Below are 12038 nucleotides of genomic sequence, written 5' to 3' on the forward strand. Positions count from 1 at the left end.
CAGCATGGCATGCCGGGACGGGAGCGCGCGCACCGCGTCAGGTCCCCTCGGGGCCCGTCCCCTCGACCTGCGCCCGCACCTGCTCGGGCGTCAGGTACGCGTTGGTGTACTCGAAGTCCTTCAGCGTGGCGGGCTTGCGGGACTGGAAGCCGGTGCGGACGAAGTCGTCGCCGGCGACCGCGTTGAGCACCCAGTTGGTCATCACGCGGGTCTTGGCGACGCCCGTGCGCAGCGCCGACCAGTGGTAGCCGCGGGCGACGGCCTGGGCGGGCAGACCGCGCAGTTCGATGCCGAGCGGCTTGGAGACGGCGTCCTTGCCGCCGAGGTCGACGACCAGGCCGAGGTCCTTGTGGACATACGGCGTCAGCGGCTTGTTGCGCAGGGTCGCGATGACGTTGTCGGCGACGTGTTTGCCCTGCCGCATGGCGTGCTGGGCGGTGGGCGGGCAGACCGCGGCGTCGTCGTCCTTGGCCTTGTCGGGCACCGCGGCGGCGTCGCCGAGCGCGAAGACGCCGTCCTGGCCCGGCAGGTTCATCTCCGCGGCGACCGCGAGGCGCCCCCGGACCGTCTCGGCGCCGAGGGTGGCGATGAGCGGGCTCGCGACGACCCCGGCGGTCCAGATCAGGGTGCGGGTGGGCACCACCCGGCCGTCGGTGAAGGTGACCTCCTCGGCGCCCGCCTTCTCGATGGAGACGCCCAGCGAGATGTCGATGCCGCGCTTGCGCAGGATCGTCTGGGCGCTGGTGCCGAGCTTGTCGCCCAGCTCGGGCATCAGCTTCGGGGCGATGTCGATCAGGTGCCACTTGATGAGCGCCGGGTCGATGCGCGGGTAGCGCTTGACCGCGGCGTGGGTGAGCTTCTGCAGACAGGCCGCGGTCTCCGTGCCGGCGTATCCGCCGCCCACGACCACGAACTGCAGCCGCGAGGCGCGCTCGGCCGGGTCGTCGCTCGCGTCGGCCAGGTCGAGCTGGGAGATGACGTGGTCGCGCACGTAGGCGGCTTCCGCGAGGGTCTTCATCCCGTACGCGTGCTCGGTGAGGCCGGGGATGTCGAAGGTGCGGGTGATGCTGCCGGGCGTCAGCACGATGTAGTCGTAGGGCTCGTTGACGATCTCGTCGGTGATGGTGCGGATGACGCAGACCTTGGACTTGATGTCCACGCCGATGGCTCCGCCCGGAATGATCCGGGTGCGGTACTTCTTGCTGCGCCGCAGCGACACGGCGATCGACTGGGGCGTCAGCACGCCGGAGGCGACCTGGGGCAGCAGGGGGAGGTAGAGCTGGTAGGAGAACGGCGTCACCAGCGTGACGTCGGCCTCGTCGGGCGCGAGCTTCCGCTCCAGTCGGCGTACGCACTCCACGCCGGCGAAGCCTGCGCCGACCACCAGGATCCTGGGTCGTGTCACGGTGTTCATCCCTTTCTGCGGCTCCAGGCGGTCTGCATCGGACGCCCTTCGCATGCCCATGGATCGCTGCTTCGCACCACATCGATCCCACCGTGTCCCCAGCCGTTCCGCCAGTTGGGCGCGGCAGGCAGACGAACGCGTCGAGCACAACCATGCCCGCCCGACGGCCGAAACGCACTGGATAGGAGGGGAAAGATCAGAGCCGCGCGATCTCTTGACGGTCTGTTGGGCTGGTCCTAACGTCCCCCTCGCTTGTTCAAATCAGGGACCAAAGTTCATGTACTTGAACAATGCGTGAATGGCGGTCACCCCCCACACTCCTCGGGAGGCAGGATGCTCACACGCCTGCGCGCACTCGTCGTGACCACGACCGTGGGCGCCACTTCACTGCTGGCGGCTCCGCACGCCCTGGCCGAAGTGGAGCCCGGCGGCTGGGTCTCGGTTTCACCCGGCTACACCGAGCAGGAACGTGGCTGCGGACAGATCAGTGGGCTGACGTTCCAGCTCACCTGCTCCACGGCCAGCGGTGACCAGCGGGCTGAACGACGCTACGACACCTACACGGGAGGGACGCGCCAGTTCGAGGGCTCCTTCCGCATCACCAGCCTCAGCGGCACCCGGATCAGCCTCAAGCAGACCTTCAACGAATCCGCCGCCGGCCCCTACTTCATGCTCGCCGTCGAACGCGGCGGCCGGCTCTACGCGGTGCACGGCGGCACCACGCTCTCCAACGCGGGCACCGTCGGCGCGACCGTCCGGGTCAACACCGTCCACCAGGTCGGAAGCCAGCACCGCACCTACATCAACGGCTCCCTCAAGCACACCTACGCCAGCCCCGGCGGCAGCTTCTACGACAAGTTCGGCGCCTACCGCACCGACAGCGGCAACGGACCGGCCACCGTGGTGTGGAGCAACGTCCACTTCTGGCGGAAGTAGCCCACGCCGTATGCGTGTCCTCACACGCGTGGCAGTGCCGGCAGCGCTGATCCTGGCGCTGTCGGCCTGCTCGGCGCCCCAACAGGCGGAAGCGGAGCGGCCGTTGCGCGCGGCCCTGACCACCCCCACCGACGTCGACCTCAAGTGGCGGGACGAGCGCGCCGCGGTCGCGGGCCATGTGCTGGAGTTCGCCACCGCCGCGCGGGGCCCCTACACCGTGCTCCAGTACCTGGACCGCCAGGTGACGACCTACCGCCACCCCGACCTGATGCCCCGCACGACCTTCTACTACCGGCTGCGGACCTACCGCGGCCCCGCGTCCCGACCGGTCCACGTCGACCTCCCCGCCGGCGGCTGGACGGCCGAGGAGGAGAACGCCGACCACGACTGGCTGCCGGCCCGCACCCTGCCCGGGCACCAGGGCGCACGGCACGCCCTGCCCGCCGGGGCGCCGACGGACCTGCGCGCCGTCGTCAAGGACGCCAACGGCATCCTGTTCACCTGGACCGACAACTCCGCCGACGAGGACGGCTTCCTCCTGGAGATCCGCAGACAGTCCGGCGCGGCGTACGAGCCCCTCGCCGTACTCGATCCGGACATCAACTCCACCGGCCTGGTCACCCTGCCCGAGGAGAAGCACGCCTCCTACCGGATCCGCGCCTTCACGCTCGGCGAGCGGTCCAACGTCGTCCACCTGACCACGGGGGAGTAGCGCTCAGCGGAAAACGTTGTCCGCGTCGTCCCAGCCGGACAGTTCGTCCGGCACGTTCTGCCGCGGGGCGCGCGAGCGTGCCTGGTACATGGCGTCGATCTCGAACGCGTAGCGCTCCACGATCGCGTCCCTGCGCAGCTTCATGGACGGCGTCAGCAACCCGTTGGCGTGGTCGAACTGCACCGGCAGCACCCGGAAGACCCGGATGGACTCCGAGCGCGACACGCTGCTGTTGGCGGCGGCCACGGCCCGCCCGATCTCCTCCCGCAGCGCGTTCTCCTCCCGCGCCTCCCGGCTCGGCGTGTCGCTCTGCAGCGACAGCGAACCGCGCCAGTACGCCAGGAACTCCGGGTCCAGGGTGATCAGGGCGCCGATGCACGGCCGGTTGTCGCCGACCACCACCGCCTGATGGACCAGCGGATGCATCCTCAGCCGCTGTTCCAGAGCAGCCGGGGCGACGCTCTTGCCGCTGCTGGTGATGATGATGTCCTTCTTGCGGCCGGTGATCGTCAGATAGCCGTCGGAGTCCAGCCAGCCGAGGTCCCCGGTGGCCAGCCAGCCGCCCCGCAGCGTGGCCCGCGTCGCGGCCTCGTCGTTGATGTAGCCCTGGAACACCGACGGACCGCGCACCAGGATCTCGCCGTCCTCGGCCAGCATGAGGTCCATGCCCGGCAGCGCCTGCCCGACCGTCCCGGACTTCTCCCGGCCCAGCGGCTGCATGGTGACCCCGCCGCTGGTCTCGGTGAGCCCGTACCCGTCGTGCACGTAGACACCGATGCCCTCGTAGAACAGGGAGAGTTCGCGGTTCAGCGGCGAACCGCCGGACGTCGCCCGCCCCACTCTGCCGCCCAGCGCGGCACGGAGTCTGCGGTACACCGTCCGTTCGTACAGGGCGTGTTGCAGCCGCAGGTCGAGACCGGGGCCCGAGCCGCCGCCGAGCCGCTGGCGTTCCAGCGCCGCGGCGAAGTCCCGCGCGGTGTCGGCGGCCCGCTCGAACAGGACACCGCGGCCCGCCTGTTGGGCCGTGCGCAGGAAGTTCTTGTAGATCTTCTCGAAGACCGACGGTACGGCGTAGAAGTACGTCGGCCGGAACGAGCGCAGCGCCGACACCAGGGCCTCGCCGCCGAGGTCGGGCTCGTGGCCCATGAGCAGGCCGCCGCGGATGCACACGCTCTGGATCATGAGTCCGTACACGTGCGAGAACGGCAGGAAGGCCAGCACGGAGCCCTGCTCGCCGGGCGGCGCCGCCGTGTGGCCCCAGCCGGCCAGCAGCGTGTCGCACGGGCTCGCCAGATTGCGGTGGCTGAGCGCGCAGCCCATGGGGTGCCCGCTGGTGCCGGAGGTGTAGGCGACGACCGCAGTGGAGTCCGGCAGCACGATGCGGCGCAGCGAGTCGACGGTGGCGATCGGGATGAACTCCCCCCGCTGCACCAGGTCGTCCAGCGCCCCCGCGTCCAACTGCCAGACGTGGCGCAGCTGTCGGAGCGACCCGCACACCGAGCCGACCGTCATCACCGCCTGCTCGTCCTCGACGACCACGGCCACACAGCCGGCGTCCCGCAGGATCCACTCCACCTGGTCGCGCGAGGACGTCGGATAGATCGGGACGACCTCGGCACCGACGGCCCACAGCGCGTAGCTGAGCACGGTCCACTCGTACCGGGTGCGCGCCATGATCGCCACACGATGACCGGGCGAGATACCGGACGCGATGAGGCCCTTCGCCAAGTCCACCACCTCGTCCCGCACTTCCACGGCTGTCACCTCCTCCCAGTCGGTCGAGGAGGGGGTGGAGCGACGGGCGAGCAGGGGCAGAGTGGGGTTGTGGACCGCTGCGTCGAAGACGCTGTCGGCGAGCCCGCCGCTGTGCGACGAGACGGGGGAGGGAGCGAGGGCGAAGTCGCGCATTGCGCTGCTCCTGACGTGTACGGGCTGTGACTCCGCCGATGTGAACTGTGTCGGCGGTGCTCGAATCTAGCCCAGGTCGAAGCGATAGGCGCCGGGAACGGCCAAGTAAACGCGTTCGTGATCTCAGCCGACCGGTACCTGCCTCAATGTCCCTGTGTACGGCGCACGCACTCGGCGACCACGTCCCGCAGACTCCCGGTCCGCGCCATGACCTCGCGCTGCACCCGGGCGCCGTTGCCCCGCCCCAGTGACTCCGCGACGCCGGCCCGTGCGCGGTCGACGTCTCCGGTGTCGGAGAGGGCGTCGGAGACATGGTCCAGCAGGGCCTGCACCACGGTCCGCGCGGGCAGCCTGCGCATGGTCTCGGGGTGCAGCAACTCGCCCTCCAGGCCTGCCCGTGCGGCCTGCCAGGCGGCCAGCCGGAGCAGGCTCACACTCTGTACGAGCGGCTCGCCTTCCGCCCGCCACTCACGCGCGGCCGTCTCCACCAGACCGCGGATGAGCGTGGCGATGAGGACGGCCGTGTCGGCGTGCAGGCACACGTCCGAGACTCGGATCTCGACCGTCGGGTAACTCGCGGACAGCCGGGCGTCGAAGTAGATCATCCCTTCGTCCAGGATCACGCCGGTGGAGACCATGTCGGCGACCCGCCGGTGGTAGCGCTCGGCCGAACCGAAGACCTCGGTGGGACCCGCGGACGGCCACCGCTGCCACACCCGGCTGCGATAGCTGCTGTAACTGGTGTCCTTGCCCTGCCAGAACGGGGAGTTGGCGCTCAGCGCCGACAGCACCGACAGCCAGGGCCGGATCCGGTCGAGGACCGCCACGCCCTCCTCGTCGGACTCCACGGACACGTGCACATGGCAGCCGCACACGAGCTGCTCCTGGGTGGCGATGCCGTACTGCTCCGCCATCCACTGGTAGCGGCGGCCGACGCCGACCGAAGGGCTCACGGTCAGCGGCGAGGTGGCCAGCGCGGCGACGGTGCAGCCGATCTCCCCGGCGTGTTGCGCGGCCTCCTTGCGGCAGCGGACGATCTCCGCGCCGAGTTCCTCCATGTGCGCCCGCGGCTGGGTGGCGAACTCGACCATCTGGTCGTGCAGTTCCTCCTCGAACACCTCGCTGTCCAGGTCGGCACGCGCGAGTACCGCGGCCGCCAGGGCCCGCGGTTCACCCGATTCCGGGTCGACCAGGAGGATCTCCTCCTCCACTCCGACAGTCCGCACGTGATGCCGCCCTTCTGTGGTGTACGACCCGACTGCCCCGAAAGGACGTTCGGACACCTGGACGGGAGCTTCACATGGTCAGGGGCGTCAGCCAGACCGTGGCCAGCGGGGGAAGAGTGAGCAGGACGCATCCGTCGTCCGGTTTCACCGGGTCGGGGTTGCCGACGTCGCCGCCGCCGTACCGAGCCAGGTCGGTGTTGAGGATCTCCTGCCAGGCCGGGATGTCGTCGGGCACGGCGAAGCGGTAGTCGTGGCGGACCACGGGGGAGAGGTTGGAGACGGCGAGGAGCGGGGCGCCTTCGGCGTCGTAGCGCAGGAAGGCGAAGACGTTGTCCTCGGCCGCGTCCCCCGCGACCCACCGGAAGCCCTCGGGGTCGGTGTCGCGCTGCCACAGGGCGGACGTGTCGCGATAGCGGGCGTTGAGGTCACGGACCAGATCCCTGACCCCGGCGTGGTCGGCCACCGCTTCGTACGCCGGGTCAAGGAGCCACCAGTCGGGGCCGTGGGCCTCGGACCATTCGGCTCCTTGGGCGAACTCCTGGCCCATGAAGAGGAGTTGTTTGCCTGGGTGGGCCCACATGAAGGCGAGGTAGGCGCGGAGGTTGGCGCGCTGCTGCCACCAGTCGCCGGGCATCTTGGAGACCAACGAGCCCTTGCCGTGCACGACTTCGTCGTGCGATATGGGCAGCACGTAGTTCTCGCTGTAGGCGTACACCATCGAGAAGGTCATCTCGTTGTGGTGGAACTTGCGGTGCACCGGTTCGTGGCTCATGTAGTCCAGCGAGTCGTGCATCCAGCCCATGTTCCACTTCAGCCCGAACCCCAGACCGCCGAAGCCGCCCGGACCGACGTGATGGGTGGCCCGCGTGACGCCGTCCCACGCCGTGGACTCCTCGGCGATGGTCACCACGCCCGGCGCCCGCCGGTACACGGTCGCGTTCATCTCCTGGAGGAAGGCGACGGCATCCAGGTCCTCCCGGCCACCGTGGACGTTGGGTGTCCACTGCCCCGAGTCGCGCGAGTAGTCGAGGTAGAGCATCGAGGCGACCGCGTCGACCCGCAGCCCGTCGATGTGGAACTCCTGGCACCAGTACACGGCGTTCGCCACCAGGAAGTTGCGCACCTCGACGCGCCCCAAGTCGAACTCGTACGTCCCCCAGTCCGGATGTTCCGCCCGCCGCGAGTCGCCCGGCTCGTACAGCGGCTCCCCGTCGAAACGGGCCAACGCCCAGTCGTCCTTGGGGAAATGGGCCGGCACCCAGTCCATGATCACACCGATGCCGGCCCGGTGCAGCGCGTCGATGAGGTGACGGAGGTCGTCGGGCGTGCCAAGACGGGCCGTCGGCGCGTAGAAGCCGGTGACCTGATAGCCCCAGGAGGGTCCGTAGGGGTGCTCGGCGATCGGCATCAGCTCGACGTGCGTGAAAGCGAGGTCCTTGACGTACGCGGGGAGCTCCTCGGCGAGCTGACGATATGTCAGTCCCGGTCGCCAGGACGGCAGATGGACCTCGTAGACCGAGAACGGCGCCTCGTGCACGGGGATGTCGGCCCGGTGCGCCATCCAGTCCGCGTCGCCCCACTCGTAGTGCGTGGCCGTGACCACTGACGCCGTCGCGGGCGGCACCTCCGTCGCGCGTGCCATCGGGTCGGCCTTGAGGAACCGGCCGCCGTGCCGGGAGGTGATCTCGAACTTGTAGCGGGCGCCCTCGCCGATCCCGGGCACGAACAGCTCCCAGACCCCGGACGACCCGAGCGACCGCATCGGCAGCGCCGTCCCGTCCCAGAAGGTGAAGTCCCCCGCGACCCGCACCCCTTGGGCGTTCGGCGCCCACACGGTGAACCGGGTCCCGGTCACCCCGGCATGCGTCATCGGCTCGGCACCGAGCGCCTGCCACAGCTCCTCGTGCCGGCCCTCGGCGATCAGATGTAGGTCCAACTCGCCCAGCGCGGGCAGGAAGCGGTACGGGTCCTCCGTCTCGTGCTCCCCTTCCGCGTACGTCACCAGCAGCGTGTACGCCGGGATCGTGTCGAGCGGCAGTACGCCGGAGAACAGGCCGTCGCCCTCCGAGGCCAGCTTCGTGCGCTCCCCGTCGACGACGACGCTCACGGCACGGGCGTACGGACGCAGCGCCCGGAAGGCCAGCCCACCGGGGACCGGGTGGGCGCCGAGCACGCCGTGCGGGTCGTGATGGGTGCCGGCGAGCAGGCGTTCGCGCTCGCCGGGGGCCGGGGCCGGTGCGGGCACCGGTGTGAGCGGGCCGGACGGCTCGGGGAGTGACGTGTCACGCAGGGCCACGGCTTCAGCCTCCTCTTACGGCGAGACGCTCGATCGCCGCCATGGGTACGGGGAGCCAGTCCGGACGGTGCCGGGCCTCGTACAGGACTTCGTACACCGCCCGGTCGGTCTCGTAGGCCCGCAACAGACCGTGCTTCTTGCGCGGGTCCCAGCCGGCCCGGGCCGCATAGCCCGCGCAGAAGGCCTCCCGGCAGCGGCGTGCCCACTCCGGGCGCCAGGGGCGGCGCTGGCGGGCGGCGTAGTCGAAGGAGCGCAGCATGCCGGCGACGTCCCGCACGGGGGAGTGTGCACTGCGCCGTTCGGCGAGCGGACGGGACGGCTCGCCCTCGAAGTCGATGACGAACCAGTCGCGGCCGGCCCGCAGCACCTGGCCCAGGTGCAGGTCGCCGTGGACGCGTTGGGGTGGCGGCCCCGGATCGCAGGTGACCAGCGCGCCGAAGGCGGTCCGCAGACCGGACACATAGGGACGCAGCGCGGGCACGCTGTGCGCGGCCGAGTCCAGGCGCTCGGTCATCGCGTCCGCCGTCCGTTCGCCCTCCCCGTGCTCGCCGGCCGGGAACGCGGAGGCGAGCGCGAGGTGGACGTCCGCCGTGGCCTGCCCCAACTCGTGTGCCTGGGCGGTGAAGTCGTCGCCGGAGGCGAGGGCCTGGAGAGCGAGCGTCCAGCCGTCGGACGCGTCGCGCAGGAACGGCTGGAGCACTCCGAGCGTCGCCTCGCGCGGATGCGTCGTCCGGATCCACGCCACGGGTGCCGGTACCCGCCCGCAGCCCTGCGCGGCCAGCGCGCCCGGCACCTCCAGGTCGGGATTGACACCCGGCTGGATCCGCCGGAACACCTTCAGGATGAACGCGTCGCCGTAGACCAGCGAGGAGTTGGACTGCTCGGCCTCCAGCACACGCGGTACGAGTCCGGCGGGCACCCGCACCGACGGGTCGGCCTCGAACCGCAGCGGGCCCGCCGTGCCGGGGTGCCGCAGCCGCTCCAGGAGCAGCTGCGCCGAGCGCGGGTCCTGCAGGGCGTCGTACACCGTCAGACCCGCCAGCGGCCCCACCTCGGCGCGGCCGATCAGGGCGCGGCCGAGGCGGGGCGAGAGGTGTTCCCTTACGCCGAGCAGGAGTTGGTAGCAGTCACCGCCCGCCGCGCCACCGGCGGGCGCGGGCACGCCCGAGTGGCCGGCGTGGATCAGCAGATGCAGACACCCCGGGAACAGCTCGGTCATGGACAGCAGGGCGAGGTCCGTGACGGGCCTGTCCTTGCCCGCGAACCAGCGCTGCCTGGGCAGCCATTCCCGCAGCAGCCCGGCGAGCGAGGCCATGGTCCCGGTGACGACGGTGCGTCTCGGGCGGGGAGTTGCGGTCTTCTGCATGGTGACGCGTCCTTTCCTCGGCACACGGGCGCACGCTCAGAGGCGCCGGCCGACGCGGGATGCCGCTCGGGAGAGCCGGAACCAGTAGAAGCCGTGCCCGCCGAGCGTCAGCAGATACGGCAGTTCACCGATGGCCGGGAACCGCACCCCGCCGATCAGTTCGACGGGGTGGAGTCCGTCGTAGACGCGCAGGTCGAGTTCGGTGGGCTGGGCGAACCGGGAGAAGTTGTTCACGCACAGCACCAGGTCGTCCTGGTACTCGCGCAGGAAGGCCAGGACGGCGGGATTGGAGGACTGGAGCTCGGTGAACGTCCCCAGGCCGAAGGCGGGGTTCTGCTTGCGGATCTCGATCATGCGGCGGGTCCAGTGCAGCAGCGAGGAGGGCGACGACATCGACGCCTCGACGTTGGTGACCTGATAGCCGTAGACGGGATCCATGATGGTCGGCAACGACAGTCGGCCCGGGTCGCAGGACGAGAAGCCCGCGTTGCGGTCGGGTGTCCACTGCATGGGGGTGCGGACGGCGTCGCGGTCGCCGAGCCAGATGTTGTCGCCCATGCCGATCTCGTCGCCGTAGTAGAGGATCGGCGAGCCGGGCAGGGACAGCAGGAGAGCGGTGAACAGCTCGATCTGGTTGCGGTCGTTGTCCAGGAGCGGGGCGAGGCGCCTGCGGATGCCGATGTTGGCGCGCATGCGGGGGTCCTTCGCGTACTCGGCCCACATGTAGTCGCGTTCTTCGTCGGTGACCATTTCGAGGGTGAGCTCGTCGTGGTTGCGCAGGAAGATGCCCCACTGGCAATTGGACGGAATGGCCGGGGTCTTGGCGAGGATCTCGGAGACCGGGTAGCGGGATTCCCTGCGGACGGCCATGAAGATGCGGGGCATGACGGGGAAGTGGAAGGCCATGTGGCATTCGTCGCCGCCGTCGGCGTAGTCGCCGAAGTAGTCGACGACGTCCTCGGGCCATTGATTCGCCTCGGCCAGCAGCACGGTGTCCGGATACATCAGGTCGATCTCGCGGCGGACGCGCTTGAGGAACTCGTGCGAGGCGGGCAGGTTCTCGCAGTTGGTGCCCTCCGCCGCGTAGAGGTAGGGGACGGCGTCGAGACGGAAGCCGTCGATACCGAGGTCGAGCCAGAAGCGGAGGGCGGCCAGGATCTCTTCCTGCACGGCCGGGTTCTCGTAGTTGAGGTCCGGCTGGTGGGAGAAGAAGCGGTGGAAGAAGTACTGCTTGCGGACCGGGTCGAAGGTCCAGTTGGAGGCCTCGGTGTCGACGAAGATGATGCGTGCTTCGGGGTACTGCTTGTCGTCGTCGGCCCACATGTAGTAGTCGCCGTAAGGCCCGTCAGGATCCTTGCGGGACTCCTGGAACCACGGGTGCTGGTCGCTGGTGTGGTTCATGACGAAGTCGATGATGACGCGCATCCCGCGCTGGTGGGAGGCGTCCACGAACTCGACGAAGTCGGCGAGGTCACCGAACTCCGGCAGGACGGCGGTGTAGTCCGAGACGTCGTAACCGCCGTCCCGCAGCGGGGACTTGAAGAAGGGGGGCAGCCAGATGCAGTCGATGCCCAGCCACTGGAGGTAGTCCAGTTTGGCGGTGAGTCCCTTGAGGTCGCCGACTCCGTCGCCGTTGCTGTCCTGGAAGGACCGGACGAGGACCTCGTAGAACACTGCGCGCTTGAACCAATCCGGGTCCCGGTCCTTGGCGGGCGTGTCCTCAAAGGTGTCCGGAACAGGCTGGTTGACGGTCATGACGCTCTGACCCTCCGATCGGTGGCTCATGTGGACGACGTCTGGACGTGGAGGACGTGCGCCGGGGCCCTTCCGGGTTCGAGGCGCACATAGTTTGTCCTGCCCCAGTGATAGGTCTGACCCGTCAGTTCGTCGTGCACGGACATGAATGCGTTCCAGTCCAGGCCGAGTTGTGGCATGTCCAACGAGACCGTGGCCTCCTGGGTGTGGTGAGGGTCGAGGTTGACGACCACCAGGACCGTGTCCTCGTCCGTGGTCTTGCTGTACGCGATGATCGCGCTGTTGCTCGTGGGATGGAAGTGAAGGTTCCGCAGCCGTCGCAGCGCCGGATGACCCCGCCGGATCGTGTTGAGTCGGGTGATCAGAGGGGCGAGGGTACGTCCCTCGCGTGCCGCGGCTTTCCAGTCGCGGGGCTTGAGCTGGTACTTCTCCGA

Annotated in this window: 9 protein-coding genes; 2 read left to right on the forward strand and 7 right to left on the reverse strand. The window is 69.6% G+C overall.

Translation table 11 applies throughout. The annotated features are described in order from the left end of the window. Positions 1-37 precede the first annotated feature (37 nt). Positions 38-1414, reverse strand: a complete 1377-nt coding sequence (locus M2283_RS41395; RefSeq protein ID WP_280881716.1) for an NAD(P)/FAD-dependent oxidoreductase — start codon at positions 1412-1414, stop codon at positions 38-40. A gap of 324 nt (positions 1415-1738) precedes the next feature. On the opposite strand from M2283_RS41395, the gene M2283_RS41400 reads away from it, so the two are divergent. Then, positions 1739-2341, forward strand: a complete 603-nt coding sequence (locus M2283_RS41400) for a hypothetical protein (RefSeq protein ID WP_280881717.1) — start codon at positions 1739-1741, stop codon at positions 2339-2341. A gap of 28 nt (positions 2342-2369) precedes the next feature. After that, positions 2370-3053 carry a fibronectin type III domain-containing protein gene (locus M2283_RS41405; RefSeq protein WP_280881718.1) on the forward strand — a complete coding sequence of 228 codons (684 nt, stop codon included), beginning with the start codon at positions 2370-2372 and terminating at the stop codon, positions 3051-3053. A 3-nt stretch (positions 3054-3056) separates the two neighbouring features. On the opposite strand, the gene M2283_RS41410 is transcribed toward M2283_RS41405, so the two are convergent. The 6 genes from M2283_RS41410 to M2283_RS41435 all read right to left on the reverse strand — a co-directional run. After that, positions 3057-4961, reverse strand: coding sequence for an AMP-dependent synthetase/ligase (locus tag M2283_RS41410; RefSeq protein WP_280881719.1), 1905 nt, complete (start codon positions 4959-4961; stop codon positions 3057-3059). Positions 4962-5104: 143 nt separating this feature from the next. Continuing rightward, positions 5105-6187: a glutamate--cysteine ligase 2 gene (locus M2283_RS41415; protein ID WP_280881720.1), complete on the reverse strand. Its 1083-nt coding sequence runs from the start codon at positions 6185-6187 to the stop codon at positions 5105-5107. A 70-nt stretch (positions 6188-6257) separates the two neighbouring features. Beyond that, positions 6258-8483: a 1,4-alpha-glucan branching enzyme gene (glgB, locus tag M2283_RS41420; protein WP_280881721.1), complete on the reverse strand. Its 2226-nt coding sequence runs from the start codon at positions 8481-8483 to the stop codon at positions 6258-6260. Positions 8484-8487: 4 nt separating this feature from the next. Continuing rightward, a complete protein-coding gene (locus M2283_RS41425) occupies positions 8488-9849 on the reverse strand; it encodes a maltokinase N-terminal cap-like domain-containing protein (protein WP_280881722.1) in 1362 nt (453 codons plus the stop codon). A gap of 36 nt (positions 9850-9885) precedes the next feature. Beyond that, positions 9886-11604 carry a maltose alpha-D-glucosyltransferase gene (gene treS / locus M2283_RS41430; protein WP_280881723.1) on the reverse strand — a complete coding sequence of 573 codons (1719 nt, stop codon included), beginning with the start codon at positions 11602-11604 and terminating at the stop codon, positions 9886-9888. 26 nt (positions 11605-11630) lie between these two features. After that, positions 11631-12038: alpha-glucosidase C-terminal domain-containing protein (locus tag M2283_RS41435; protein ID WP_280881724.1), on the reverse strand; the 408-nt coding region annotated here is incomplete at its 5' end.

The organism is Streptomyces pseudovenezuelae (assembly GCF_029892565.1).
Taxonomy (GTDB): Bacteria; Actinomycetota; Actinomycetes; order Streptomycetales; family Streptomycetaceae; genus Streptomyces; species Streptomyces pseudovenezuelae_A.

Bases quoted from the DNA above. Each gene is read 5' to 3' on its own strand.
- M2283_RS41395 (WP_280881716.1), bottom strand. From the start codon at position 1,414: ATGAACACCGTGACACGACCCAGGATCCTGGTGGTCGGCGCAGGCTTC.
- M2283_RS41400 (WP_280881717.1), top strand. From the start codon at position 1,739: ATGCTCACACGCCTGCGCGCACTCGTCGTGACCACGACCGTGGGCGCC.
- M2283_RS41410 (WP_280881719.1), bottom strand. From the start codon at position 4,961: ATGCGCGACTTCGCCCTCGCTCCCTCCCCCGTCTCGTCGCACAGCGGC.
- M2283_RS41425 (WP_280881722.1), bottom strand. From the start codon at position 9,849: ATGCAGAAGACCGCAACTCCCCGCCCGAGACGCACCGTCGTCACCGGG.
- treS (WP_280881723.1), bottom strand. From the start codon at position 11,604: ATGACCGTCAACCAGCCTGTTCCGGACACCTTTGAGGACACGCCCGCC.